Origin of the sequence: Pantoea sp. GbtcB22 (assembly GCF_019091025.1) — a bacterium.
GTDB classification, from domain to species: Bacteria; Pseudomonadota; Gammaproteobacteria; order Enterobacterales; family Enterobacteriaceae; genus Pantoea; species Pantoea leporis.
The window spans coordinates 55,502-80,448 of the sequence record NZ_JAGXKB010000006.1 but is presented as its reverse complement, the minus strand read 5'-3'; the positions used below and the strand labels follow the sequence as shown (position 1 = coordinate 80,448).

Annotated in this window: 25 protein-coding genes; 16 read left to right on the top strand and 9 right to left on the bottom strand. The window is 57.4% G+C overall.

Annotation, left to right across the window (positions count from 1 at the left end; genetic code table 11):
- Positions 1-696, bottom strand: a complete 696-nt coding sequence (locus tag KVT28_RS18085) for an autotransporter (protein WP_217549540.1) — start codon at positions 694-696, stop codon at positions 1-3.
- Between the two features lie 140 nt (positions 697-836).
- On the opposite strand from KVT28_RS18085, the gene KVT28_RS18080 reads away from it, so the two are divergent.
- The 9 genes from KVT28_RS18080 (at position 837) to KVT28_RS18040 (ending at position 10,062) form a co-directional block, all read left to right on the top strand.
- Positions 837-1,397 carry a DNA-3-methyladenine glycosylase I gene (locus KVT28_RS18080; protein ID WP_217549538.1) on the top strand — a complete coding sequence of 187 codons (561 nt, stop codon included), beginning with the start codon at positions 837-839 and terminating at the stop codon, positions 1,395-1,397.
- 109 nt (positions 1,398-1,506) lie between these two features.
- Positions 1,507-2,169 carry an OmpA family lipoprotein gene (locus tag KVT28_RS18075; RefSeq protein ID WP_101763875.1) on the top strand — a complete coding sequence of 221 codons (663 nt, stop codon included), beginning with the start codon at positions 1,507-1,509 and terminating at the stop codon, positions 2,167-2,169.
- A gap of 159 nt (positions 2,170-2,328) precedes the next feature.
- The gene (locus KVT28_RS18070; RefSeq protein WP_137384838.1) at positions 2,329-3,333 is read left to right on the top strand and encodes a LacI family DNA-binding transcriptional regulator; all 1,005 of its coding nucleotides are present in this window, start codon (positions 2,329-2,331) and stop codon (positions 3,331-3,333) included.
- Positions 3,334-3,391: 58 nt separating this feature from the next.
- Positions 3,392-4,417 carry a LacI family DNA-binding transcriptional regulator gene (locus tag KVT28_RS18065; protein ID WP_217549536.1) on the top strand — a complete coding sequence of 342 codons (1,026 nt, stop codon included), beginning with the start codon at positions 3,392-3,394 and terminating at the stop codon, positions 4,415-4,417.
- Positions 4,418-4,542: 125 nt separating this feature from the next.
- On the top strand, positions 4,543-5,289 hold the full coding sequence (locus KVT28_RS18060) for a sugar phosphate isomerase/epimerase (RefSeq protein ID WP_217549534.1): 747 nt from the start codon (positions 4,543-4,545) through the stop codon (positions 5,287-5,289).
- A 10-nt stretch (positions 5,290-5,299) separates the two neighbouring features.
- Positions 5,300-6,244 carry a sugar kinase gene (locus tag KVT28_RS18055; RefSeq protein ID WP_008105274.1) on the top strand — a complete coding sequence of 315 codons (945 nt, stop codon included), beginning with the start codon at positions 5,300-5,302 and terminating at the stop codon, positions 6,242-6,244.
- Between the two features lie 179 nt (positions 6,245-6,423).
- Positions 6,424-7,707 carry an MFS transporter gene (locus tag KVT28_RS18050; RefSeq protein WP_101763879.1) on the top strand — a complete coding sequence of 428 codons (1,284 nt, stop codon included), beginning with the start codon at positions 6,424-6,426 and terminating at the stop codon, positions 7,705-7,707.
- Between the two features lie 50 nt (positions 7,708-7,757).
- Positions 7,758-8,732 (top strand): glyoxylate/hydroxypyruvate reductase GhrB, encoded by a 975-nt coding sequence (gene ghrB / locus KVT28_RS18045; protein WP_217549532.1) that lies wholly within the window; start codon positions 7,758-7,760, stop codon positions 8,730-8,732.
- A gap of 82 nt (positions 8,733-8,814) precedes the next feature.
- A complete protein-coding gene (locus KVT28_RS18040) occupies positions 8,815-10,062 on the top strand; it encodes a valine--pyruvate transaminase (RefSeq protein ID WP_217549530.1) in 1,248 nt (415 codons plus the stop codon).
- A 72-nt stretch (positions 10,063-10,134) separates the two neighbouring features.
- On the opposite strand, the gene KVT28_RS18035 is transcribed toward KVT28_RS18040, so the two are convergent.
- Positions 10,135-11,568: a PLP-dependent aminotransferase family protein gene (locus KVT28_RS18035; RefSeq protein WP_217549527.1), complete on the bottom strand. Its 1,434-nt coding sequence runs from the start codon at positions 11,566-11,568 to the stop codon at positions 10,135-10,137.
- A gap of 196 nt (positions 11,569-11,764) precedes the next feature.
- On the opposite strand from KVT28_RS18035, the gene KVT28_RS18030 reads away from it, so the two are divergent.
- Genes KVT28_RS18030 through KVT28_RS18005 form a run of 6 tightly spaced genes read left to right on the top strand, consistent with a single transcriptional unit; the run spans position 11,765 to position 17,482 of the window.
- Positions 11,765-13,231, top strand: coding sequence for a hypothetical protein (locus KVT28_RS18030; RefSeq protein WP_217549525.1), 1,467 nt, complete (start codon positions 11,765-11,767; stop codon positions 13,229-13,231).
- Positions 13,232-13,248: 17 nt separating this feature from the next.
- Positions 13,249-14,526, top strand: coding sequence for an acetyl-CoA carboxylase biotin carboxylase subunit family protein (locus KVT28_RS18025; protein ID WP_217549523.1), 1,278 nt, complete (start codon positions 13,249-13,251; stop codon positions 14,524-14,526).
- Positions 14,514-15,221, top strand: coding sequence for a class II glutamine amidotransferase (locus KVT28_RS18020; RefSeq protein WP_110868247.1), 708 nt, complete (start codon positions 14,514-14,516; stop codon positions 15,219-15,221). Before KVT28_RS18025 ends, KVT28_RS18020 begins: the two co-directional genes overlap by 13 nt.
- Positions 15,222-15,226: 5 nt before the next feature.
- Positions 15,227-16,027 (top strand): hypothetical protein, encoded by an 801-nt coding sequence (locus KVT28_RS18015; protein WP_192236807.1) that lies wholly within the window; start codon positions 15,227-15,229, stop codon positions 16,025-16,027.
- 27 nt (positions 16,028-16,054) lie between these two features.
- Positions 16,055-16,555 carry a YbaK/EbsC family protein gene (locus KVT28_RS18010; RefSeq protein ID WP_217549521.1) on the top strand — a complete coding sequence of 167 codons (501 nt, stop codon included), beginning with the start codon at positions 16,055-16,057 and terminating at the stop codon, positions 16,553-16,555.
- A 21-nt stretch (positions 16,556-16,576) separates the two neighbouring features.
- Entirely contained in the window at positions 16,577-17,482 is a 906-nt protein-coding gene (locus tag KVT28_RS18005) for an EamA family transporter (protein WP_217549519.1), read from the top strand.
- Between the two features lie 46 nt (positions 17,483-17,528).
- Here KVT28_RS18005 and ibpA read toward each other — a convergent pair whose 3' ends face one another.
- Positions 17,529-17,942 carry a small heat shock chaperone IbpA gene (ibpA, locus tag KVT28_RS18000; RefSeq protein WP_101763888.1) on the bottom strand — a complete coding sequence of 138 codons (414 nt, stop codon included), beginning with the start codon at positions 17,940-17,942 and terminating at the stop codon, positions 17,529-17,531.
- A gap of 286 nt (positions 17,943-18,228) precedes the next feature.
- Between ibpA and KVT28_RS17995 the strand changes: the two genes are divergently transcribed.
- A complete protein-coding gene (locus KVT28_RS17995) occupies positions 18,229-18,588 on the top strand; it encodes a YceK/YidQ family lipoprotein (RefSeq protein WP_304622225.1) in 360 nt (119 codons plus the stop codon).
- Here KVT28_RS17995 and KVT28_RS17990 read toward each other — a convergent pair.
- The 6 genes from KVT28_RS17990 to KVT28_RS17965 all read right to left on the bottom strand — a co-directional run bounded on the left by KVT28_RS17990 (position 18,566) and on the right by KVT28_RS17965 (position 24,896).
- The gene (locus KVT28_RS17990; protein ID WP_217549517.1) at positions 18,566-19,828 is read right to left on the bottom strand and encodes a DUF3748 domain-containing protein; all 1,263 of its coding nucleotides are present in this window, start codon (positions 19,826-19,828) and stop codon (positions 18,566-18,568) included. The genes KVT28_RS17995 and KVT28_RS17990 overlap by 23 nt on opposite strands.
- Positions 19,829-19,973: 145 nt before the next feature.
- Positions 19,974-21,269: an MFS transporter gene (locus tag KVT28_RS17985; RefSeq protein ID WP_101763891.1), complete on the bottom strand. Its 1,296-nt coding sequence runs from the start codon at positions 21,267-21,269 to the stop codon at positions 19,974-19,976.
- 307 nt (positions 21,270-21,576) lie between these two features.
- Positions 21,577-22,725, bottom strand: a complete 1,149-nt coding sequence (gene dgoD / locus KVT28_RS17980; RefSeq protein ID WP_007893527.1) for a galactonate dehydratase — start codon at positions 22,723-22,725, stop codon at positions 21,577-21,579.
- Complete coding sequence (locus KVT28_RS17975; RefSeq protein ID WP_061719996.1) at positions 22,722-23,339, bottom strand: 2-dehydro-3-deoxy-6-phosphogalactonate aldolase; 618 nt, start codon at positions 23,337-23,339, stop codon at positions 22,722-22,724. Before KVT28_RS17975 ends, dgoD begins: the two co-directional genes overlap by 4 nt.
- Positions 23,323-24,201, bottom strand: a complete 879-nt coding sequence (locus KVT28_RS17970) for a 2-dehydro-3-deoxygalactonokinase (protein WP_101763892.1) — start codon at positions 24,199-24,201, stop codon at positions 23,323-23,325. The genes KVT28_RS17975 and KVT28_RS17970 overlap by 17 nt, the downstream gene beginning before the upstream one ends.
- Positions 24,198-24,896 (bottom strand): FadR/GntR family transcriptional regulator, encoded by a 699-nt coding sequence (locus tag KVT28_RS17965; RefSeq protein ID WP_101763893.1) that lies wholly within the window; start codon positions 24,894-24,896, stop codon positions 24,198-24,200. The genes KVT28_RS17970 and KVT28_RS17965 overlap by 4 nt, the downstream gene beginning before the upstream one ends.
- Positions 24,897-24,947: the final 51 nt, after the last annotated feature.

Genomic DNA, 24,947 nt, shown 5'->3' with positions numbered 1-24,947 from the left:
TTAGAAGCTGGCGCTGACGCCCAGGCTATAAATAAACTGCTCGCCGCTGGTCACTGCGCCGGTTTGCGCAAAAGAAGCAAAGGCCGCCATATTTTGCCCCAGCGGCATATTTGCGCCGACGCTGACATCCACCCAATTGTTTTCCCGTCCGTTGATATCCTCGGCTCGTTCGCGGGTGGGCGATGGCAACTCTTCATTTACCAGATGGCTGTAACTCACCTGCGCCCACGGCGATATCCCACTAAGGCTGGAATCCACGCGCCAGCCAACGGAGGCAATGTGCTCGGCGTTGTTGCTATCCACTCCTGCGCACTTCGGACAGCTCAAGGTCGAATCATCTACCGCAAACTGCGCCACCGGCCCGGTGCTCACCGCTTTACTCATCGGCATCGACCAACCGGCAGAGTAGCGATTAACAAAAGGCGTAGCGCCGACGCTGGCGGTTTCACTGTGCATCACCAGCGCGTAGTCTTTCGGCGAGTTAAGCGCGGCGTCAAACAGGTTGGCATCGGGGTTTTCTGTCAACATCAGGTGATTACTGGAAATTTTTTCAGCAAGTATGGCGTTGTAATCGGGTGCGCTATTCTGGCTCGATTGATCAAAGGCATAGGTATTCCCGGCCAGAAAAAAAGGCCATACACTGCCAAAAGCCAGCGCGATTATATGCTGGCCTGTCCGCTGACTTTTCTGCAACATGAAGGACTCCTGACGAGCCGGGAAGAGATGGGCGTTTAGGTTTTATAAGATCTATATCGGCGCCCCTTGTATAACTATTAATCGCTTTTGCCATTCGTCAAGGGAACTACCGCTATTTCATAGGCTAAGGGAGTGATGCAATGCAACGTTGTGGCTGGGTAACTGAGGATCCACTGTATCTGGCGTACCACGATAAAGAGTGGGGCGTGCCGCAAACCGATAAGCGAGTCTTATTTGAAATGGTCTGTCTTGAAGGCCAACAGGCCGGACTTTCATGGATTACGGTACTGAAAAAACGCGAAAACTACCGCCGCGCGTTCCATGAATTTGATCCCGCAGCCGTGGCGTTGATGGATGAAAGCGACATAGCACGGTTGATGCAAAATGCGGGACTGATTCGCCATCGCGGCAAGCTGGAAGCGATCATCAACAATGCGCGTGCCTTGCTGGCGCTGGAAGCCACCGGAGAGGAGTTTTCACGCTTTATCTGGTCTTTTGTCGACCATACGCCGATTTTGCACCGTTACGCGAATTACAAAGACGCGCCAACGACCTCCGAGCCCGCGATTGCGCTGTCGAAAGCACTTAAGAAGCGTGGTTTTAAATTCGTCGGCCCCACAACCTGCCACTCATTTCTACAGGCCTGCGGCTTAATTAACGATCATCAAACCAGCTGTTTTTGCCATCCTGATAATCTTTAAAGCAAAAGTTTACAAATTAAGACTGACCCTCACGCATTTCCCCATAATTGAACGGCATAATAGTGCCGTTTTGGGGCTTTTCCCCGTTTAAATCTGTGAGGGATTTTTCATGAATAAGCGTATTTTGGCGCTGACCTTGTTACTGAGCGGCAGCCTCGCGCTGTCGGGTTGTACCACCAATCCCTATACCGGCGAATCGCAGGCGGGCAAATCGGGTATCGGTGCCGGTTTGGGCGCGGTGCTGGGTGCGGGCGTGGGCGTGCTGTCGTCGTCGAAGAAAGATCGCGGTAAAGGTGCGTTGATTGGCGCGGCGTCCGGTGCTGCACTGGGCGGCGGCGCGGGCTATTATATGGATGTGCAGGAAGCGAAACTGCGCGACAAAATGCGCGGCACCGGCGTCAGCGTGACGCGTCAGGGCGACAACATCGTGCTCAACATGCCAAATAATGTCACCTTTGATTCCAACAGCAGCAACCTGAAACCGGCGGGCGCCAACACCCTGACCGGCGTGGCGATGGTGCTGAAAGAGTATCCAAAAACCGCCGTGAATGTGGTGGGCTACACCGACAGCACCGGCACGCGCGCGCTGAATATGCGCCTGTCACAGCAGCGCGCCGACAGCGTGGCCAGCGGTCTGATTCTGCAAGGCGTGGCGCAAAACCGTCTGCGCACCCAGGGTTTAGGCCCGGATAATCCGGTTGCCAGCAATAGCACCGAAGACGGCAAAGCGCAGAACCGTCGCGTTGAGATCACCCTCAGCCCGCTGGGCTAAAAGTAAAGAGCCGATCTGCACGAACAGATCGGCTTTTGTCACATTTTTTCGCCTCTTTTGACACCATCTTTGTTAGAAAAAGCTAAAAAATTCGTAACCGATAGAGCCGCCTTTTCCTTTATGCTAGCGTGATCAAAAATTGATCAGTGGGACGCTATCATGTCACTCAAAGCCATCGCCGCTACCCTTGGCCTCTCTGTTACTACCGTGAGCCGGGCGCTAAATGGCTATGACGATGTAGCGGCCGTCACGCGTAAACGCATTGAAGACGAAGCGAATGCGCGCGGCTATCGCCCCAACGACGCTGCCCGCCGCCTGAAAACCGGGCGCGCCAATGCGGTCGGTCTGCTCTTTCCCATCAGCCACGCCTCGCTCAATGACAGCTATTACAGCCAAATGCTGCTGATGCTCGATCAACGCCTCGCCCAGCACGATATTGATTTGTTGTTGCTGCCTGACAAACCGCAAGGGCAACAGCGTAAGCTGATCCGCATGCTGCGCAGCGGCGCCATCGATGCGCTGATTTTAACCCACACCCTGCCGCAGGATGCGCGACTGCAACGCTTGCAGCAGAAGGGTTTCCGCTTCCTGACGCTCGGCCGCAGCGAGCTGCCGCTGCCATACGCATGGATTGATTACGATAATCACGCCGGTACCTTTCTGGCGGCAGAACACTGCCTGCAACAAGGTTGGCCACGTCTGGCCTATCTCGGCAGTAACGAAACGGCGACTTACATCCTCGATCGCCGCCAGGGTTTCATTGATGCGCTGATTCAGCATCAGGCGCCGGTCGATCAATCCCTGATGGCCGCGCTACCCGCCACACGCCGCTCCGGCTATCAGCAAACCAATGCCTGGCTGGCGCAAGGCGACGCGCCGCAGGCGATCATCACCGATTGCAGCACGCTGGGTGAAGGTGCCGCGATTGCGCTGCAGCAGGCGGCCCGCCTGAAGGGCGCGCAGGCGATTCCGCTGTATGTGTATGATGGATTGCCGCCCGATTCGATTGTCGATCAGCCGGTGAACACCATTCTGCAATCATCGCAGCAGCACATTGGCGAGCGCATCGCCGAAATGGTGCTGCAACTGCTCGATGATGTGCCGCCTGGCGATCTGCAAACGCTCTGGCAGCCGGTGCTGCGACTCACTTCTGACGCGCAATGATTGCGCCTGGCGCGAGCTGTGTTAGTCTTCGCCTGTTTCTTTTCAGCAGGTGTAAGCAATGAAAACCAGGCCGCCACGAGCCACAATCAGTGACGTTGCCCGTACGGCAAAAACCGGTAAAACCAGCGTTTCCCGCTATCTGAATGGCGAAGTGAATCTGCTCTCGCCCGATCTCAAAGCCCGTATCGAACAGGCCATCGCCGAACTCAACTATCGTCCCAGCCAGATGGCACGCGGACTGAAACGCGGCCGCACGCGTTTGATTGGCCTGATCATTGCCGACATCACCAATCCATACTCGGTTGACGTGCTGAGCGGCATCGAAGCGGCGTGTCGTGCGCAGGGCTTTACCCTGCTGATGTGTAACACCAACAACGAAGTCGATCTCGAACAACATTACCTGCAACTGCTCAGCAGCTATCAGGTGGAAGGCATTGTGGTTAATGCCGTGGGCATGCATGAAGAAGTGCTCAATCGCCTGCAACAGTCGATGCTGCCGATGGTATTGATTGACCGGAAAATCCCCGATTTCGCCTGCGATATGGTGGGGCTCAACAACGTTGAAGCCTCCACGGTTGCGACCCAACATTTGCTGGATAACGGCTATCAAGCCCTGCTCTTCCTTAGCGAGCCGCTCGGCAGCGTTAATACACGCCGTGAACGTCTGCGCGCCTTCTACGATACGGTAAAAAACGTACCTCAGATTGCGGCAGAGAATGCCGAGATAGCGCTGCATCAGCCCGACGCGCTGGAAAAACAGCTGCGGGAATTCCACCAGCGCCATCCCGACAAACGCTGTGCGGTGATCGCCGCCAACGGCGCGCTGACCTTGCAAGTGGCGCGCGCGCTGCAGCGCCTTGCGCTGCGCTGGGGCGAAGCGATTGGCCTGCTGGGCTTTGACGAACTGGAATGGGCGGCGCTGGCGGGCGTCGGCATCACCACCTTGAAACAGCCCACCTGGCAGATTGGTTACGCCGCACTGGAGCAGGTTATCGCGCGCATTGAGGGCAGCGAGCAATCGGTCAGCGAACAGCTCTTCTCCGGCGAACTGATCGTACGCGGCTCCAGCCAGCCGCTGCGCTAAGCCGGCCTTTTATGGCTCACTTCGTGAGCATGATCATAATTTCACGGTCTGCGCCTTTCCTTTGGAACCGGTTCCATTTAGGTTTTTTATAACGAATGGGATGTGGTCATGCCCGGAGAAACGTGATGAAACCAGAAATTATTGTTGTAACTGCCGCATACGGCGCGCAGAAAGTAGCGGAATTGGGTGGCCAGGCCGCGCTGTTGCCGCTGATCAAACAGGCCGGCGCGGATGGCGTCGAAATTCGTCGCGAGCTGTTCAACGAAAATGAACTCTGCCTGCTGCATGCGCTGGGCAATGCGATTTCCCAGCATCGGCTGAGCGCCAGCTATTCCGTGCCGGAAGCGTTGTGGCTGGATGATGGTGCGCTGAATCCGCGTCTGGCGCAGTTCCTGCAGGAAGCCGAACAAATCGGCGCTCAGCGCCTGAAAGTGGCGCTTGGCCATTTCGTTGAACTTGATGCGCGCGCGCTGCTCGATGTACTTAAAGCATCAACGGTGACGCTGGTGGTTGAGAACGATCAAACGCCAGACAGCAAACTGGCGCCGATGCTGCGCTTCTTCCATCAGGCTTGCGATGCCGCATTGCCGCTGGATATGACCTTCGATATGGGCAACTGGCAGTGGACCGGCGAAGACGGTTTGCAGGCCGCCGCGCAACTCAGTCGCTACGTCAGCTACATCCACGTTAAAGCAGCGGTGCCACACGGCGCTACTTTCCGCGCGATCGCGCTGGATCAGGCTGACGATAGCTGGCGCACGCTGCTGAACGCGCTGCCAACCGACGCACCGCGCGGCATCGAATTCCCGCTTGAAGGCGCGGATTTGCTGGCGGTCACGCGCCATTACGTTGACCTGCTGCGTGCAGCGTAAGGAGCCGATGATGACGCAAAAAACGCTGGATGTGGTGACGATTGGTGAAGCGATGGCGATGTTTATCGCCCAGCAAACCGGCGATCTCGCCGCAGCAGAAGGCTTCGTCAAACGCATTGCTGGGGCCGAACTCAACGTGGCGATTGGCCTGGCGCGCCTCGGTTTGCAGGTCGGTTGGGTGAGCCGCGTCGGCGACGACAGTTTTGGTCGCTTCACACTGCAACAGCTGGAAAAAGAGGGCGTCGATCATCGCTGCGTCACCACGGACGCGCGCTATCGCACCGGCTTCCAGCTCAAATCCCGCGTCGATGACGGCTCCGATCCGGAAGTCGAATATTTCCGCAAAGGCTCCGCCGCCAGCCATCTGTCGCCCGACGATTTCAACGACGACTACTTTGGCAGCGCGCGCCATCTGCATTTAAGCGGCGTGGCGGCGGCAATCTCTGACAGCTCGCTTGCCCTGGCGCAACACGCGGCAAAAGAGATGCGCGCGCGGGGCAAAACCATCTCCTTCGATCCCAATCTGCGTCCGGTGTTATGGCGCAGCGAAGAGGAGATGCGCAAGCAACTCAATCATCTGGCGGAATACGCCGATTGGGTGCTGCCGGGCGAGAAAGAGGGTTTGATTCTCACCGGCTACCGCCAGCCGGAAGCCATCGCGGATTTCTACCTCGATAAAGGGGTGAAAGCGGTGGTGATCAAAACCGGTGGCGACGGCGCCTGGTACAAAACCGCCGACGGCCAGCAAGGCCAGGTCGCACCGATTCGCGTCGAGAATGTGGTCGATACCGTGGGTGCCGGCGACGGCTTTGCGGTTGGGCTGATCAGCGCTTTGCTGGAGGGCAAATCCCTGCCGCAGGCGATTCTGCGCGGTAATAAGATCGGTTCGCTGGCGATTCAGGTCGCTGGCGACAGTGAAGGCCTGCCGACGCGCGCGGCATTGGGCGATTACTGATAACAGTACAATCCCGTAGCGGCGCGATGCATCGCGCGCTTTTCGCAGCGGCTTCGCTGCCAGAAGCGCAATAAATTGCGCCGCTACGGGTCCGTACGAAACCAAATAGCTGTACCCACTACAACAATATCGCGAGACGCATCCACTGAATGCGTCCACCTCAACCAGAGGAGTCACCCATGAAATCGCAGACAATCGCGCCAAAACGCTGGTGGTTTATCATGCCCATCGTGTTTATCACCTACAGTCTGGCGTATCTGGACCGGGCGAACTTCAGCTTCGCCTCTGCCGCAGGGATAAATGACGATCTCGGCATCACCAAAGGCATGTCATCGCTGCTGGGCGCCCTGTTCTTCCTCGGCTACTTCTTCTTCCAGATCCCCGGCGCGCTGTACGCCGAACGTCGCAGCGTGAAGAAGCTGATTTTCTGGTGCCTGATTTTATGGGGCGGCTGCGCCTCGCTGACCGGTGTGGTCAGCAACATTCCGATGCTGGCGGCGATCCGCTTTGTGCTCGGCGTGGTGGAAGCGGCGGTAATGCCGGCGATGCTGATCTATATCAGCAACTGGTTTACCAAATCCGAACGTTCGCGCGCCAATACCTTCCTGATCCTCGGTAATCCGGTGACGGTGCTGTGGATGTCGGTGGTTTCCGGCTATCTGATTGAGTCCTTTGGCTGGCGCGAGATGTTTATCATTGAAGGCATCCCGGCAGTGATCTGGGCGGTGGCCTGGTGGTTCCTGGTGCAGGACAAACCTGCCCAGGCCAAATGGATGAGCGAAAGCGAGAAAGCCGCGCTGCAGGCGCAGCTGCAAAAAGAGCAGGAAGGGATTAAAGCGGTACGTAACTACGGTGAAGCGTTCCGTAATCGCAACGTGATCCTGCTGTGCCTGCAATATTTTGCCTGGAGCATCGGCGTGTACGGTTTCGTGCTGTGGCTGCCGTCCATTCTGCGTAACGGTTCGCAGATGGGCATGGTGGAAGCCGGTTGGCTGTCTGCGGTGCCGTATCTGGTGGCGACCATTGCGATGATCGTGGTGTCGTGGGCGTCAGATAAAACCCAGAACCGTAAACTGTTTGTCTGGCCGCTGCTGCTGATTGGCGCGCTGGCGTTCCTCGGTTCGTATCTGGTGGGCTCCAGCAACTTCTGGCTGTCGTATACGCTGCTGGTAATTGCCGGTGGGGCGATGTATGCGCCTTACGGTCCGTTCTTCGCCATCATTCCGGAGATGTTGCCGCGCAACGTCGCCGGTGGTGCGATGGCATTAATCAACAGCATGGGCGCACTGGGTTCCTTCGTCGGATCGTGGATTGTAGGCTATCTTAATGGCGCGACCGGTTCGCCTGCCGCCTCCTACATTTTCATGGGTGCTGCGCTGCTGGCTTCGGTTTGGCTGACGTTGATCGTCAAACCCGCCCAGAACAAAACGCCGCCGCCCGTTCACGGGGCGAAGCACGCGTAATCGATTCGGGAGGCCTTAAAGCCTCCCCTACATTTTAAAGGGAGCAAAAGATGAAACCTGCTGTGATTCTTTATAAGAGCCTGCCAGATGACCTGCGCACCAAACTGGATGCCCATTTCACCGTCACTGAAGTGCATGACATTTCCCCGGAAACTATCGAAAAGCACGCGGCACAGTTCGAACAGGCGCAAGGTTTGCTCGGCTCTGGCGGCAAAGTGGATGGCGAGCTGCTGGCAAAAATGCCCGCGCTGCGCGCCTGCTCCACTGTGTCGGTGGGTTACGATAACTTCAACGTTGATGCGCTGAATCAACGCAAAGTGCTGCTGATGCACACACCAACCGTGCTGACCGAAACCGTCGCCGATACCATGATGGCGCTGGTTCTGAGCACCGCGCGTCGCGTGACCGAGCTGGATAAGTGGGTCAAAAACGGCGAGTGGAAAAAGAGCATCGGACCGGATCATTTCGGCATTGATGTGCACCACAAAACCCTCGGCATTCTCGGCATGGGCCGCATCGGCCTGGCGCTGGCGCAGCGTGCGCACTTTGGCTTCGGCATGAACATTCTCTACAACGCGCGTCGTCAGCATGAAGAGGCGGAAACCCGCTTTGGTGCGCGTGCCTGCGAACTGGAAACCTTGCTGAAAGAGAGTGATTTTGTCTGCATCAGCCTGCCGCTGACCGAACAGACGCACCATATGATTGGCGCGGCGCAGCTCAAGTTGATGAAGCCAAGCGCAATTCTGATCAACGCCGGTCGCGGTCCGGTGGTGGATGAGCAGGCGCTGACGGCGGCGCTGAAAGACGGCACTATCCACGCCGCCGGTCTGGATGTGTTCGAAGTTGAACCGGTGCCCGCCGATGCTGAGATTTTGACGCTACCGAACGTGGTCGCGCTGCCGCACATCGGTTCCGCCACCCATGAAACCCGTTACGGCATGGCGCGCGACGCGGTAGATAACCTGATCGCCGCCCTGAGCGGTAAAGTCGAGAAAAACTGCGTTAACCCGCAGATCCAAGGCTAAGCTTGCTGCTTTATCCATTGCGCCTGCCAGCGGCGGGCGCTATGGTGGTTCCCCATTCGATTTCACAACGTTTTAACTTCCTATGTCCTTTTCTCAGTTCGGCGACAAATTTACTCAACACTCCGGCATCTCACGTCTGATGGAAGACATGGGTGAAGGCCTGCGCACGCCCGGCACCATCATGCTTGGCGGCGGTAATCCGGCGCAGATCCCGGCGATTAACGACTATTTCAACCAGTTGCTGATGCAGATGCATCAGGACGGCCAGCTGAGCGAAGCGCTGTGCAACTACGATGGTCCGCGCGGCAAAGCGCTGCTGCTGGATGCGCTGGCGAAGATGCTGCGTGAGGAACTTGGCTGGCCATTAACCGCGCAAAACATCGCGCTGACCAACGGCAGCCAGAGTGCGTTTTTCTATCTCTTCAACTTGTTCGCCGGACGTCGCGCCGACGGCAGCAAAAAGCGCGTGCTGTTCCCGCTGGCACCGGAATATCTCGGCTACGCCGATGCCGGTCTGGAAGAGGATCTGTTTGTCTCCGCCAAGCCAAACATTGAGCTGCTGCCGGAAGGCCAGTTCAAATATCACGTTGATTTCGACCATTTGCCGCTGAATGACGATGTCGGCCTGATCTGCGTTTCGCGCCCGACCAACCCAACCGGCAACGTGATCACCGATGATGAACTGCTGCAGCTGGATGCGCTGGCGCAGCAGCACGGCGTACCGCTGCTGATTGATAACGCGTACGGCGTGCCGTTCCCCGGCATCATCTTTAGCGAAGCGCGTCCGCTGTGGAATCCCAATACCATTCTGTGCATGAGCCTGTCGAAACTTGGCCTGCCCGGCGCACGTTGCGGCATTATCGTCGCCGATGAGAGCACTATCACCGCCATTGGCAACATGAACGGCATTATTAGCCTGGCGCCGGGCAGCATCGGCCCAGCGATTGCTAATGAGATGATCGTACGCGGGGATTTGCTGCGGCTGTCGCAAGAGGTGATTAAGCCGTTCTATCAGGCCAAAGTCAGCGAGACGATTGCGATTCTGCGCCGCTATTTGCCGGAAGATCGCTGCCTGATTCATAAACCCGAAGGCGCGATTTTCCTCTGGCTGTGGTTCCGCGATCTGCCGATCAGCACCGAAACGCTGTATCAGCGCCTGAAAGCGCGCGGCGTGCTGATGGTGCCCGGCCACTTCTTCTTCCCCGGGCTGGAACATGAATGGCCACACACCCATCAATGCATGCGCATGAACTATGTGCCGGATGCAGAGAAGATTGAGCGCGCGGTGCAGATATTGGCGGAAGAGCTGGAAGCCGCGTTTAAGAATTAAAGCTTCAAAATCGCGCGATGAATCGCGCCGCTACGATTGTGTGCACATTCCGTAGCGGCGCAATCTATTGCGCTATCCCTGCGTTATAGATAGCTGGCACCACTGCGCCAGCTGCTGAATCGCCTGCTCCACTTCGGCATTCCAGCCAAAACCGGCATTGAGTCGAAAACAGTGATCGTAGCGGTGATCGGTAGCGAAAATGTGGCCCGGCGCGATACCGATACCCGCGTTGCGCGCCTTGAGAAACAGCGCGCGCACATTCAGCGCACCGATCGGCATTTCCACCCATAACACATAGCCGCCTTCAGGATCAGACACCCGCGTGCCCGGCGGGAAGTAGCGCAGCACCGCCTGACGCATATGCTGGATTTGATTCTTCAACTCGCGCCGTAGCTTACGCAGATGCGCATCATAGCCGCCGCTGCGCAGCAGTTCGGCAATCGCTGCTTGAGACAACACCGACGTGCCCATGCTGGTGGTGTATTTCAGCGAGGCGATTTTGCGCATGTAGTTGCTGCTGTGCACCCAGCCAATGCGAATGCCCGGCGCAACCGTTTTCGAGAAGCCGCTGCACAGAATAGCGTTCGGGCTGAAGGCGCGCATCGGGAACGGACGGCGTTCGCTAAACGCGGTATCACCGAAGATATCATCCTCAATGATCACCACATCGTTCTCGTCGGCCTGACGCGCGATATAGGCTTTCTGCTCGTTGGGAATGCTTTTGCCGAGCGGATTATTGATGTTGTTGATGGTGAGATACGCCTGCACCGCTTTGCGCTGGAACAGTGAAGTGAGTTTTTCCACATTAACGTAACCTTCCGGCCCGGCTTCCACCTCAATCACCCGCAGATTGAGGTTATGCAGCATCTGCAGCAACACGAAATAGCACGGCGATTCCACCGCGACGATATCGCCGGGCCGCGTGGTGGCGCGTAGCGCCAGCGAAATCGCTTCGATGCAGCCGTTGGTGATCAGGATGTCATCCGCATTGATATTGCAGCCATAATCCACCGCGCGGCGTGCAATTTCATTTTTCAGCGGCGCATAACCGGTGCCTTTTACGGTATTCCCCAGCAGCGCCGGTTTGCTGTAACCCATCTGGCGCATCAGCAAACCAATCTTCTTCACCGGATAGAGTGAGAGGTCGCCGTTGGCCAGATCCAGCCGCACGCGGCAGTCTGAACCGAGCATCGCCAGATGCAGCTCGGTCTGCTCATCGAGCGGCGCCACTTCGCGCGCTTGCTCGTTGATGACCGTGGGAAAGGTTTTATTAACAGGCCGCGGGGCGACAAAAAAACCGGACTTGGGACGCGCCACCGCGTAGTGCTCATCCTCAAGCGTGCGTAATGTTTTCAGCGCGGTGGTCATGCTGACGCTGTACTGCGTCGCCAGCATGCGCACCGACGGTAAACGGCTGTCGGGCGGCAGCGAGCCGCTGTGAATGGCTTGTTTTATCTGCTCTGCGATTTGACGGTAACGACTGCCCTGTTCCGTTTCACCCGCCATCTGTTCCACCCTATTTCGTCCGGATCTGTGCGTTTTCACCAGATTACATTCAAAGTACTTTAGGCTGCATTAGTTAATTGATAACCCGCGCAATCGTCTTTAAGGCATTCATTCCGTAGCACCTTCGTGGCCCATTTCCCGTCTGATGCCGCCAGCACGGCAGCAGCGACTTTTTAGCCAAAGGATGAAGTGAAAAATGAATAATCTGTCCACCCTGATGCGAGAGATTAGTGGATATCTCACCCCCACGATTATCGATTCCGCGCAACACTGTTCACGCCGTTTACTTGCCGCGCTCCCGGATGCCACTCACCCGGAGAATAACCGCGTGCTGCTGGCCTACGGCGGCGGCAAAGACAGCAGCTATATGGTGGCGTACGTGCGCTACATTCAGGGGCTGATCTGGCTGCAACATGGCAGCACCTTTCAGCTGCGCATCAGCACCAATCGCCATGCAGCAATGAACGACAGCGTAATGGAGAATATCGATCGCGTGTATCGCGCGTTGCACATCCACGATGATGACTTTACCGAATGTCTGGTGACTGACGGCCTGCAAATCCGCCACTTCGATCGCCATTTACCGATGCCAGACAGCGTGCGCCAGCAGAATCGCAACGATGTGCTGATGAATGGCCATCGCTTCCGCGCCGATGCGCGCTCGACGTTTTGTAACGCCTGTAATCTCAGCATGGTGAACTCGTTTGGCCTGGCGGCGCATTACGACGGCGGCGTTGATGTGATCATCACCGGCGATTCGCCGCAGGAACAAACCGCTTATCTGGCGTGGGCGCGCCACCTTTCACGGCTGTTTGCGGCTCCGGTGGCGGATAAATCGCGCGGCTTTAGCGGCTTCCTGCAGACGCTGGATGGCGTGGCCGAGCGCTATTTCGCCGATATCTACGGTGCCGATCAGGTGACGCCCGCGCACCGCATTACCTGGCAGCTGGAACGCGATCCGCTGTTCTTCAATATCTATCAGGACACCGCCTATGAAGCGGGCGCGCACTGGGCGCTGCTGACTGAATTTATGCATTTCCGCTTTGATGAACTGATGTTCAGCTTCTCCGAATCGGACTGCGGGAACCCGACATTAATGGCACATATTCGCGGTCTGCGTGCGGAGACGCTGTTGCAGCGCAGCTACGCCGAAGGCATTCGCGAATATGTGCGCTTTGCGCTCGGGCTGATGGTGAAAAAAGATTTCCCGCCGCAGCTGATTGATGAGATGGCGGCACGTTATCAGGACGATGAAGCGATTAAGCGCGCCCGCCAGCGTGCCGCGCAGTTCGCCGAACAGGCATTTGGCCTCAATGAAACCCAACTGGTTTGCATGATCTATTCGCCGTTTATCGCCGAAGGCAATCAGCTGAAAAGCTGGCTGCAGCAGCTAGTCGATGCGCCGGACGAAGCGGCGGTGCGCGCCTTGCTGCGCGGCGAAAGCGACGACCTGGGGCTGGCGCAGCAGCTGGAACAACGCTCTGGTTTGACCGTGGCGCAGATGCGTCACTGCTGGCGTAGCAAGCAGGTGAGTTCACTGCTGGACGATCAGCGCGGCGATGCGCTTTCGCGCGTGCTGCGTTTTGACCCGCACAAAGCAGTGATTCAGGTGAATAACGGGGTCATGCACGACGTCGTCACTGAAGTGATCTCCGGGCGTTAACCCGGTAAGGCAACGCGATGAGAAAGATTTTCCTGCAGATTGGTGCCACCCGCGACGGACAAAATCCTTACTGCGCGGTGGCCAAACGCGAGGGCTACTTTACCGTGCTGGCGGAGATGGGCGATTTCGTCGATTACCAATCGCTGAGCATCCCGTTGCCGTTCGATCTGATTGTGCGGCTCGATCGCCCGGAAAATCCGTGGGATGTACTGCAAGCCTGTTTGCATGCCGGGTTGATGGAGCATCCTCACGTGGTGCTGGCGGGCTTTGAAGCTTACAACGCCAGCGCCGGTCGCGTACGCGAACTGCTGGCGGGGCCCGACGCCGGTGCCAGCTTTATTCCGCCGGATAAGTACGCGCAGCGTATGGCGTTGCGCAAAGCCTGGCAGCGCTTTCCGCAGCCGGAGTTTCGCTTTTTTGCCTCGCCGCTCAGCATTCGGGATGCGCGAGACGCGTTGCTCTATCCCTGCGTGATCAAGCCGGTTGACGGCGGCGGCGGTCTTGGCGTCTGGCTGGTGAAACAGGCCAGCCAGCTTGATGCGGTGATCGGCAAGCTGGTCGACACCATGAATTACGGCGGGCGCGGCTTCAGCGGTTTTATCGTGGAGAGCTGGCTGGCGGGCGATGAGTATTCGCTGCAAGGCGTGGTGGCGGACGGCCATGCGGTGGCGCTGACCTGCTGCCAAAAGGTGATCGAACACCATAGCGATGCAGACGGCTGCGTCAGTTTTTACGAATCCGGCCATGTGGCGGTCGCCGCGCAGCAGCTGCCCGCCAGCTTTAGCAGCCTGATGAGCTTCTGCTGCGAAACCTTCGGCTATCGTCAGGGCGCATTTCACATCGACTTCATTTTGGTCAACGGCGAACCGCATTTCCTTGAAATGGGCTTCCGCCTTTCCGGCATGGGCGTGGTGAATCTGGTGCAGGAAGTCACCGGCATCAACTGGGCGGAAGTGGCGTTTCACATCGAAGCCGGTCACGGCATGCCGCCGCTGCATTTTCCGGCGCAAACGCAGGCGGTGGGCCGCGTGCGTTTGCGTCAGCGCCTGCAGTATGACGCGGCTGAGCGCTGGATCGCACAGCATCAGCGCGGTCAGCTGTTGCCGCCGCTCAATCTGCCCGCGCTGGCAGTTTCGCCACGCTCTTCGCTGTATGCCGATTTAACCCGCCACGCCGGCATTCTCGCCACCTTGCGTCTCGCAGCGACCAGCCGCGACGACATTCTGGCGGTGTTCCATCAGATCCTTGAGGCCTCATCGCTCACCACTCGGAGAGATTTACTATGTGCAGAATGATTGTGGCGCACGGCCAATTCGATGCCGCCGCAGTGCTGGACGCCGCGCGTGCCATGAGCTGCGGCGAAACCGCCACGCACGAAGGTCCGATTAAACAGCATCCTAACGGTTGGGGCTGTTTATGGCTGGAGCAAGGGCACATTCGCACGCTGCACGGCACCGGCACGTTCGCCGATGCGCTGCCGACCATTGATGTTGATCGCCTGCGCGGCCGCTTTCTGGCGGTACATGTGCGCCACGCCACGCTGAGCAAAAATCACGGTATCGAATTTTCCCATCCGCTGTGGCGCACCAGCGGCGACACGCAGTGGTACATGATGCATAACGGTTTTTTGCCCACCGTTTATCAGCAATTGGGCATGGCGGAGTCGCGTTTCGATTCCGCGGAGTATCTCGAATATATGGTGGATCGCGCCACGCCCGCCGATTTCACCCGCGATTATCTGCGCGACAAGATGGCGCAGGTCGCGCCGGGCGGCAGTTCGGCCAACGCCATTTTTGTCACCCGCGATAAAGCCTGGGCGTGGCAATGGCATCCCGACGACACGCCCTATCCCAACTATTTCACGCTGCACCGCTTACAGAAAAACGACACCACTTTCATCTCTTCTGAACCTATTTCAGCACTGGGCACGGCGTCTGAATGGCGTCGTATGAACAACCATGAACTTCATGAATTTCCAATTGGGGAGTGATCAACATGGCGATATTCAATCAGATCCGCGTTATTCATCCAAACATGTTTGTGGAGAGCACCTGGCTGGATGACATCGTGACGGCGCGCGTGCCGCTGCTGGTGTTACGTAACTTCCTCAAGCCGGACGTGCGCGCAGCGGTGGTGGAGGATTTGCAGCAGTGCCGCGAACAGGTGCGGGTATCGCACTATCCAAACGGCGCGCTGACCACGCTCGGCCCTTATCTGGCGAAGCACACCGCCGCGCCGGAAAACTACTTCACCGAGCTGCGCGATATTCAGCACGCGCTGCCGTCGTCGCTGCACTGCCTGCGCGATCAGATCTACAACTGGGTGCAGCACGCGCTGCGCCTGGAAAGCCTGCAAACCGCTAATGAGCCCGAGCTGGGCGATTACGCCGGTTCGATTGTGCGCTTCCACGCTGACGGCGTCGCCAATCCCCTGCATAACGACAACATCGTGCGCGATGCCGCCGGCAGCGGATTGGCGGTGACCCGCATCTTGCACCAGCTGAGTTGCGTGGTTTGTTTGCAGGAGTGCAACGCCGGCGGCGCGCTGCGCATCTTCAATAAGAAGTGGCAGCCGGTAGATGAATGGTACAAAACGCCGGGCGAACTGGGTTATCAAACCGGCGTCATCGAGCACAGCGAGGTGTGCGAGTTCTCACCGCGCAGTGGCGATATCTATCTGTTTAATCCGGCGTTTTATCACGAAATTGATCGCGTGGAAGGCGACACGCGCATCACCATGGGCTTCTTCTTTGGCCTGACCGACAAAAAAATGAAACACGCCATCGCCTGGAGTTAACGCCAGGTTTTCGACGAGGAGACGAACATGAATACCTTTGAAAAAGTAGCGGCCCTGCTGGATCACCATCAGGCGCGTTATCGCGTGGTGGAGCATGAAGCCATCGGCCAGACCGACCTGATTAGCGAGATTCGCGGTAACGATCTCAATCAGGCGGCCAAAGCGATGGTGCTGGAGGTGACGATGCCGGATGGCGCGGATGCGCGCTATCTGCTGGCGATTGTGCCAGGCGACTGCAAGATCAACTTCAAGAGCGCCGCGCGTGCCATTGGCGGCAAGAAGTCGAGCTTTGCGGCGCCAGAGAAAGCGCAGGAGTTAACCCAGTGCGTGATGGGCGCGGTGCCGCCGTTTAGTTTTGATGATCGGCTGGCGCTGCGCGTCGATGTGCGCCTGCGCGACGTTGGCACGCTGTGGTTTAACGCCGGGGCACTGGATCGCTCCGTGGCTTTACAGGTGGATGATTTCTTTAAGGTTGTCGGTGATGAATGTTGTGCCGAGATCGCAACACCGGTGACGGCAACCGCCTGATCGCGGCAGTAAGGACTGTGTATGTCAGTGAAAGATATGTTGTTAGCCCTGCTGGTTGTGGTGGCGTGGGGCGTGAATTTTGTGGTGATTAAGCTGGGCCTGCAGGATATGCCGCCTTTTTTACTGGCGGGATTGCGGTTTAGCCTGGTGGCGTTTCCGGCGATCTTGTTTGTGAAGCGTCCGGCGATTCCGCTGCGCTGGCTGATCGTCTACGGCATGACCATCAGCTTTGGCCAGTTCGCCTTTCTGTTCCTCGCCATCAAGCTGGGCATGCCGGCAGGATTGGCGTCGCTGGTGTTACAGGCGCAGGCCTTTTTCACGCTACTGTTGGGGGCGCTGTTCCTGGCGGAGAAGTTACGCTGGAATCATATCGTCGGTATTTTGGTGGCGACGCTCGGCATGTTTATGCTGGCAACCGCAGGCATGGCAGGCCAAACCACAGCGGGCATTACGCTCACTACCATGATGCTGACGCTGGCTGCGGCGCTGTCGTGGGGCCTCGGCAATATCACCAACAAAATCATTTTGCGTAACCGCAAAGTGCCGGTGATGTCGCTGGTGGTGTGGAGTGCGCTGGTACCGATCGTGCCGTTCTTTGCCTGCTCATGGCTGTTCGATGGCGAAGCGGCGATTATCACCAGCCTGCTGCACATTTCACTGCAAACGGTGTTGGCGCTGATCTATCTCGCCTTTATCGCCACCATTGTCGGCTACGCGATATGGGGTAATTTGCTGAGCCGCTATGAAACCTGGCGCGTGGCACCGCTGTCGCTGCTGGTGCCAGTGGTAGGGATTCTCAGTGCGGCGCTGATCCTCGGTGAAACCTTGTCGATTCAGCAGATGATCGGCGTTTCAGTGATCATCCTCGGCCTGCTGGTGAATGTGTTTGGCGGCATGGTGAGTCGGCGATTATTGGTGCGCACCTAAACAAAAACGCCGCTTTTCAGCGGCGTTTTTTTAACTCACATCCTGATTACAGAATTTCGATACGACGCGGTTTCGCCTCTTCCGGGACAATGCGAATCAGATCGATGCTCAGCAGACCATTTTCCAGACGCGCATCGCGCACCGTGATGTGATCGGCCAGCTGGAATTTGCGCTCGAAGTTGCGCTCGGCGATCCCCTGATACAGGTATTTACGCTCCGGCTGCTCTTCAGGATGTGCGCCGCGCACCACCAGCACGTTGTCATGCGAGGTGATATCTAACTCGCTCTGGGCAAAGCCCGCCACGGCAATGGTGATACGGTAGAAATTCTCATCCACCAGCTCAACGTTATACGGAGGGTAGCCACCATTGGCCTGGTTTTGGTTGGACTCAAGCAGGTTAAATAGGCGATCGAAACCAATGGCAGAACGATAAAGTGGGGTGAGATCAAAGTTACGCATAATAAGACTCCTGATATTCAGCAAGTTTAGGCAACCTTCCACCATGGACAGGTTGTGCAGTCCGTTGCTGTCCCTTCCGGCAACAGCAACAAGACCGTTCCTTAAAAGTGGGTGCAGCCTGGTCGCTTTCAAGGGCTGATGCGTATTTTTTTACAGCAAATCTGACGATATGACATACACTCAGGGGACCAATCGCCTGAGATCCAAGACGCAGCCACAGAGCTTTGCTTAACGTCAGGTGACACACTCCAGCCAGGGCCATGCCATGACTGAAGGGATGATGATGATGAATATGATGAAACGCTTTCCACTCACAGCTGTGCTGGTTTGCAGTACCTTTGTTACTTCAGGTTGCTCCAGCGTTATGTCTCACACTGGCGCCAGTCAGGGCTACTATCCCGGCACGCGCGCCAGCGCAGAGATGATCACTGACGACAACACCAGCTGGGCGATCAAGCCGCTGGCGCTGATCGATCTCCCGTTCTCAGCGGTGATGGACACCGTGCTGCTGCCGTGGGATTACTTCCGTTCTGACGACGATAAAAGTAAGGATTCGATTCACGAGCGCGTGATGCAGAGCGAAAAAATGGCCGGCACGCAAGCCAGCCTGGCGACCGCCGCGTCTATGCCCGCGCAGCCGCACTGACGCAAAACAGCTGCCGCCAGCCGTCCACTTCCCGCATATAAGCGATCTTTTCGCCATCCGGCGACCAGACCACTGCATCACCGGATGGCGCATGATCGCTACGTGGCGTTAAGCGCGTACAGGCTCCCGTCGCCATTTCACAGCGCATCACACTGTTATCACAGATAAAGCATATCGCGCCGCCTTGTGGATGCCAGCTAAAGGCCGACTGAATGCTGCTCGCCAGCTGCGTCACCTGGCGTGGCTGGCCGCCATTCGGTGAAACCGTCCACAGCTGAATCACGCCCTGTTCGTCCGCCAGCAAAAAGGCGATGGCGCTGCCATCCGCGGAGGCGCGCAGCCAGTGGCGCGGTTGCAGCGCCAGGCCATGGGTGTGCGTGATGCGTCGCTGCTGCACGCCAGCTGGCGGCGCAGGCAATTTATCCGCCGTGCCCTGTAAGGGCGAAGCGCCCGCTTTGGCGTAATCGGCTAACGCGGCGGGCAGATCCACCACAAACACTTCCGGCACTTTGTCGCCGTTGGCGGCGCGCGTATCGCCGATAAAGGCGATAGCCCAGCGCTGCCAGCTGCCATCCGCTTTCTGATAGCCTTGATTCCCGATCCAGCACTCTTCATAGGCGCGGTCAATCTGGTCGCTGCCCGGCTGAGGATCGCGCTGCGTCTGGCTGACCAGCACGCAATAATGGCTGCCCTCATATTCACGCGGATGCTGTTTAGGCGGACACACCGGATGCAGCGGCACGGCTATGCCGACGTTACGCAGGTCGTCGCCAGCCTCCTTTTCATGCATCACATGATCGTTGTAGGTAAAGCTCAGGCGCGAACCATCCGGGCTGAAAACATGGACATGCGAGCCACCGCGCAGCGCGCCGGGCGTGTAGGGCGCGGTGATGTCACAGGCATCGAGGTTCTCGGCGATGCCTTGCTGCACGATCACGCCGCGTCGGTGATGAAAATCGTAGCGCCAGTGCGCATCCGGATATTCCGGACCATGAATGCAAACGTAACGCGGCGGCAGATCCGGACTGACGGTGACCACGCCAACGTGCGCACCATCGCGAGCCTGATACAACACTTCAACGGCACCGCTCGCCACGTTGACGCGCTCGATAGTCAGGCTGGTAAAAGAGGCGCCGGAAGGTCGCACATCAAATACCAGCCACTGGCTGTCGCCGGTCCAGACGTTGATGTTGGTAAGTTGATGATGACGCGCGGCAAAGGTGATTTGTTTTTCTGACATGAGGCAACCTTCCATCTAACAGTTGCCGGATAAATTACGTGATTCTGCAGTGAGAAGCAGCAATTTCGCCGCGGTTGATTGCGCAATGAACGGCGCCGCTACGGATTGTGCCCGTATTTGTAGCGGCGCGATTCATCGCGCGAATTTATTCACCTACGCGTTTTACATCACCGACCAGCAGGATGTAGGAGAGCGCGCCAATCAGCGCCACCGCCGAGATATACACCAGCGCCGGTGCAAAGCCGTAGTCCTGCGCCAGATAACCCACCACCAGCGGCACGGTGATGCCACCCAAGCCGCCAACAAAGTTGAACATGCCGCCGGTCAAACCAATCAGGCGCACCGGTGCCAGCGAGGAGACCAGCGACCAGGTAATTGAGGCGAAGCCGTTGCCGAAGAAGGCGATCGCCATCAGCGTCATAATCCATATTGGATCGTTGGTGTAGTTCGCGCCCATGATGCAGGTGGAGATCAGCAGACCGCAGATGATCGGCGTTTTGCGCGCAAAGCCCAGCGAACGGCCACTGCGCACCAGACGATCGGCGACGATACCCGAGAGAATCACGCCAACGAATGCCGCGAGGAAGGGCACGGTGGTCATGAAGCCCGCGGTGAGCGCCGCGATGTGTTTTTCCTGTGTCAGATAGTTCGGGAACCAGGTCAGGAAGAACCACAGCGTGGATGTGACGGCGAACTGGCCAAGATAGACGCCGCACAGCTTGCGGTGGAACACCAGTTTCCAGTCGGCGGCGGTAAGTTTGGTGCGGGCTTTCTTTTCGCTCGGCGCATCACCATCCACCATCGCGCCACCTTCACGGATGTAATCCAGCTCGGCTTTATTGATGCCTTTGCTTTGGCTGGGTGCCTGATAGAACTTAATCCAGATGAACGACCAGATGATGCCGATGCCGCCGGTAATAATGAAGACCCAATGCCAGCTCAGCAGTTCCTGAATCCAGATCAGCAAGGGCGTGAGGAACGCCAGACCAACAAACTGACCGGACGTGTAGAAGCCGACGGCGGAAGCGCGCTCTTGCTCCGGGAACCAGCTGGTCACCAGCCGGTTATTGGTCGGGAAAGCCGGCGCTTCAAATATGCCGGTAATCGCACGCAGACCAATTAATGATAATAAGCCGGTGGCAAAACCCTGCAATAACGTCGCAACCGACCAGCCAAAGATGGCAATAAAATAGGTTAAGCGTGAACCCACGCGATCAAGGAACCAGCCGCCGGGAATCTGGCATAACGTATATAACCAGGCAAAGGCCGAAAATACATAACCCATTTGCGCTTTAGTAATACCGAACTCTTCCTGAATATGCGCGGAAGCGACGGCTAAATTAGCGCGATCGACATAACAAATGACCACCGTAATAAATATCATCAGCAGCGTGATATAACGACGGCGCGTCGGTTTGGCGTGAACAGCAGAGAGATCCATGGTGTTTCTCCGTAATCGGTTTTGCCGTTTGGGCACGACAGAGCACGCCCCGGCAAATGTAGGGTAGCGATATCAAAGGTAAAACCGCGTCAGCGGTAAATAAGCTGTGCCGGGAAACAGGCTGAACGCAGCCCAATGCCTTATTTCACCGGCATATAATTATCGAGATTTAATAAAATTTAATACCCTAAAGAATTCGAGTTGCAGAAAGGCGGCAAACGAATGAATCCCCCGGAGCTCACACTAGTAAGTGACTGGGGTGAATGAGCGCAGCCAACGCATCTGCAGCTTGAATTATGACGGGTATTTACCATTCAGCGACTGAACCGTCCGGGAATCGCCATAGTGGATTACGCCAGTCGGGGGCATTTTTACTGCGTTCAATCACCAGCTCTTCGTTAATTTCCACGCCGAGGCCCGGTTTATTTAACGGATAGAAATGACCATCATCCATTTTAAAATCGTCTTTATTGATCACGTAATCGAGCAGTTCAGCGCCCTGATTATAGTGAATCCCCATGCTTTGCTCCTGGAACACCGCATTGCGTGACACGAAGTCAACGTGCAGGCACGCAGCCAGCGCAATTGGGCCGAGCGGACAGTGAGGCGCCAGCGCCACATCGTAAGATTCGGCCATCGCGGCAATTTTGTAGCACTCGGTGATACCGCCCGCGTGTGACAGATCCGGTTGCAGAATCGCCAGTCCACCCGCTTCCAGCACGCGTTTGAACTCGAAGCGCGAGAACATGCGTTCGCCAGCGGCGATCGGAATATGAGTCTGCGCCGCCAGACGCGGATAATATTCCGCCTGCTCCGCCAGCACCGGCTCTTCGATAAACAGCGGGCGATACGGCTCCAGCTCTTTGATCAGCACTTTTGCCATTGGCGCGCTGACGCGGCCGTGGAAATCGAGGCCAAATTCAATCTCTTTACCGAAGGCTTCACGAATTTGCGCCACGGTATTCACCGCGTCATCGACTTTGCGCGCGTTATCGATAATGCCCATCTCTTCGCAGCCGTTGAGTTTGAAGGTATCAAAACCGATGGTGCGCAGTTTCTTGATGCCATCAATCACATCGGCCGGACGATCGCCGCCCACCCAGCTGTAGGCTTTGATGCTGTCACGCACTAATCCGCCAAGCAGTTGATAAACCGGCACGCCGAGCGCTTTGCCTTTGATATCCCACAACGCCTGATCGATACCGGCGATGGCGCTCATCAGGATCGGGCCGCCGCGATAGAAGCCGCCGCGATACATCACCTGCCATAAGTCGTTGATGCGCGCTGGATCCTGACCAATCAGGTATTCCGACAGCTCATGCACCGCCGCTTCCACGCTGCGCGCGCGGCCTTCAATCACCGGTTCGCCCCAGCCAACGATGCCTTCGTCAGTTTCGATTTTCAGGAACATCCAGCGCGGCGGCAGGCGATAAGTGGTCAGTTTGGTAATTTTCATCGTACAGCGTCCTTATATGCAGCAATAAATGCGCGAGCTTGTTCCACAGTGCGTGACAGCGGTTGACCGGCGCGATAGAGATCGCTGCCTAAGCCCGCGCCAATGCAGCCTGCGGCCATAAATTCATGCAGGTTTTCCGGCGTCACGCCGCCCACGGCAAACACCGGCACCTCTGGCGGCAGCACCGCTTTCAGCGCTTTGATGTAGCCCGGACCAAAGGCTGACGATGGGAAAATTTTCAGCGCCTGCGCACCGGCCTGTAAGGCGGTGAACGCTTCTGTCGCGGTAGCGCAACCGGCGGCAACGATCATCCCTTTGGCGACCGCCTGGCGGATCACCGCAGCATCGGTGTTCGGTGTGACAACCAATTTGCTGTTCAGCGTCGCCAACTCATCGACCTGCGCCGGATTCAGCACCGTACCGGCGCCAATCAGCGCTTTATCGCCGAAGGTTTTCACCATCGCGCCGATGCTTTTCGCCCACTCCGGCGAGTTGAGCGGGATTTCAATCGCATCGAAACCCGCTTCAATCAGCGCGCCAACGTGCGCTTCGGCTTCATCCGGCGTGATGCCGCGCAGAATGGCGATCAGCGGGACTTTAGTTTGCCAGGACATTCGCAATACTCCTTATTCCGTGCTGGAAAGCACGATCGCCTTCCAGCGTGACTGAATCCATGCCGATAAACTGCAGCGCCTGCTGATAACGTTGCGCCAGCGCGCTACCGGCAATAATGGTGATCGGTTGGCTTGCGGCGTCGGCCTGTTGCGTCATCAGCGCCACTTCGTGACCAATCAGCAAGCCTGAAAGAAAGTCGCTGATATGGCGGCGATCGCGCGCGCCGAGTACGTGTGAAGCACGCACTTCAAACAGGCGCGACAGAATCGAGGCATCGTTGCTGCCGACTTGCACACCTGCGCGGAAAGCCGCCGCGTTCTCTTGCTGTTCGGGTAAACCTGCGCCAACCAGCGACTGTTTGAGCAGCAGATGATGCAGTTCGCCGGTCATCACGGTGCGGAAATCCAGCACGCGATCCTGTTCCATCTGCACCCATTTGGCGTGCGTGCCTGGCATCACATAGAGCGGCGCAGGCTGCAGTTCCAGCGCGCCAAGCAGCTGCGTCTCTTCACCGCGCATCACGTTGTAGTTGTCGGCACGTTCGACGCTCAATCCCGGCACGATCCACGCTTTATCCTCGACGCGCGTCAGGCGGCTAGCGATGTCGCACAGCGCCACCGGGCAGGAGAGATAGGGCACCGACAGCCAGCCGGCATTGCTGCCTACCATGCCCGCCATCACCACCGGCACGTCATCGACTGGCCAACCTGCGGTGACGCTGGCAAACACCTCGGCTGGTGTGCGATCGCCCAGGCGCGTGACGCCGGCTTCCGAACGACGCTCATCGATGCAAACGCCGGCTTGGTAATGCCAGGCGCGCAGGTTGGTTGAGCCCCAATCAATCGCGATATAGCTGGTCACATAATCTCCTTGAGTCGCGCCGTTGAGCTGGCAATCATCGCTTTCGCCGCCTGCTCGGCAGCATCGCCATCCTGATGACGAATGGCATCAAACAGCGCTTTATGTTCGGCAAGCGTACGCGGCATGTTGCCTTCGTCCGCCATGTAAGTTTGCGCGAACACCGCTTTTTGCAGCTGGCTGATCGCCACGTTGAGCTGCTGCAGCACCGGATTGTGTACCGAATTCAGCACCGCTTCGTGATAGCGGATATCCGCTTCATTAAAGGCATCACGATTGAGATGGTTGGCCACCATGTCGTTGTACGCCAGTTCAATCGCAGCCAGATCGCTTGAGGTGGCGCGCTCGGCAGACCAGCGTGCAATCTGCGGCTCGACCAGCACACGCACTTCGTTCATGGCGGCAATCAGACGCGGGTCCTGATCGTGCGCCAGCGCCCACTGCAATACGTCGCTATCCAGATAGTTCCAGTGATTGCGCGGCGTGACGAACGCGCCACGATAGCGTTTCATCTCCATCAAGCGTTTCGCCATCAGCGAGCGAAACACTTCGCGGATGATATTGCGCGAGGTGCCGAAGCGTTCACACAGCTCAGCTTCCGCGGGTAACGCCGCGCCCGGCACAAACTTGCCGGCCACAATCTCTTCACCCAGCGTCAGGATGATGCGCTCTGTTTTGCTTAGTTGTTCTTGCGTCATGATGTTCCATTCAGTGAAAGGCAGGTACGCATCAGATTACTGCTTTCGCCT

Bases quoted from the DNA above. Each gene is read 5' to 3' on its own strand.
- KVT28_RS18080 (WP_217549538.1), top strand. From the start codon at position 837: ATGCAACGTTGTGGCTGGGTAACTGAGGATCCACTGTATCTGGCGTAC.
- KVT28_RS18060 (WP_217549534.1), top strand. From the start codon at position 4,543: ATGAAACCAGAAATTATTGTTGTAACTGCCGCATACGGCGCGCAGAAA.
- KVT28_RS18020 (WP_110868247.1), top strand. From the start codon at position 14,514: ATGTGCAGAATGATTGTGGCGCACGGCCAATTCGATGCCGCCGCAGTG.
- KVT28_RS18005 (WP_217549519.1), top strand. From the start codon at position 16,577: ATGTCAGTGAAAGATATGTTGTTAGCCCTGCTGGTTGTGGTGGCGTGG.
- KVT28_RS17995 (WP_304622225.1), top strand. From the start codon at position 18,229: ATGAATATGATGAAACGCTTTCCACTCACAGCTGTGCTGGTTTGCAGT.
- KVT28_RS18030 (WP_217549525.1), top strand. From the start codon at position 11,765: ATGAATAATCTGTCCACCCTGATGCGAGAGATTAGTGGATATCTCACC.
- ibpA (WP_101763888.1), bottom strand. From the start codon at position 17,942: ATGCGTAACTTTGATCTCACCCCACTTTATCGTTCTGCCATTGGTTTC.
- KVT28_RS17990 (WP_217549517.1), bottom strand. From the start codon at position 19,828: ATGTCAGAAAAACAAATCACCTTTGCCGCGCGTCATCATCAACTTACC.
- KVT28_RS18065 (WP_217549536.1), top strand. From the start codon at position 3,392: ATGAAAACCAGGCCGCCACGAGCCACAATCAGTGACGTTGCCCGTACG.
- KVT28_RS18010 (WP_217549521.1), top strand. From the start codon at position 16,055: ATGAATACCTTTGAAAAAGTAGCGGCCCTGCTGGATCACCATCAGGCG.
- ghrB (WP_217549532.1), top strand. From the start codon at position 7,758: ATGAAACCTGCTGTGATTCTTTATAAGAGCCTGCCAGATGACCTGCGC.
- KVT28_RS18035 (WP_217549527.1), bottom strand. From the start codon at position 11,568: ATGGCGGGTGAAACGGAACAGGGCAGTCGTTACCGTCAAATCGCAGAG.
- KVT28_RS18025 (WP_217549523.1), top strand. From the start codon at position 13,249: ATGAGAAAGATTTTCCTGCAGATTGGTGCCACCCGCGACGGACAAAAT.
- KVT28_RS18055 (WP_008105274.1), top strand. From the start codon at position 5,300: ATGACGCAAAAAACGCTGGATGTGGTGACGATTGGTGAAGCGATGGCG.
- KVT28_RS18015 (WP_192236807.1), top strand. From the start codon at position 15,227: ATGGCGATATTCAATCAGATCCGCGTTATTCATCCAAACATGTTTGTG.
- KVT28_RS18040 (WP_217549530.1), top strand. From the start codon at position 8,815: ATGTCCTTTTCTCAGTTCGGCGACAAATTTACTCAACACTCCGGCATC.
- KVT28_RS17975 (WP_061719996.1), bottom strand. From the start codon at position 23,339: ATGTCCTGGCAAACTAAAGTCCCGCTGATCGCCATTCTGCGCGGCATC.
- dgoD (WP_007893527.1), bottom strand. From the start codon at position 22,725: ATGAAAATTACCAAACTGACCACTTATCGCCTGCCGCCGCGCTGGATG.
- KVT28_RS18070 (WP_137384838.1), top strand. From the start codon at position 2,329: ATGTCACTCAAAGCCATCGCCGCTACCCTTGGCCTCTCTGTTACTACC.
- KVT28_RS17985 (WP_101763891.1), bottom strand. From the start codon at position 21,269: ATGGATCTCTCTGCTGTTCACGCCAAACCGACGCGCCGTCGTTATATC.
- KVT28_RS17965 (WP_101763893.1), bottom strand. From the start codon at position 24,896: ATGACGCAAGAACAACTAAGCAAAACAGAGCGCATCATCCTGACGCTG.
- KVT28_RS18050 (WP_101763879.1), top strand. From the start codon at position 6,424: ATGAAATCGCAGACAATCGCGCCAAAACGCTGGTGGTTTATCATGCCC.
- KVT28_RS18075 (WP_101763875.1), top strand. From the start codon at position 1,507: ATGAATAAGCGTATTTTGGCGCTGACCTTGTTACTGAGCGGCAGCCTC.
- KVT28_RS18085 (WP_217549540.1), bottom strand. From the start codon at position 696: ATGTTGCAGAAAAGTCAGCGGACAGGCCAGCATATAATCGCGCTGGCT.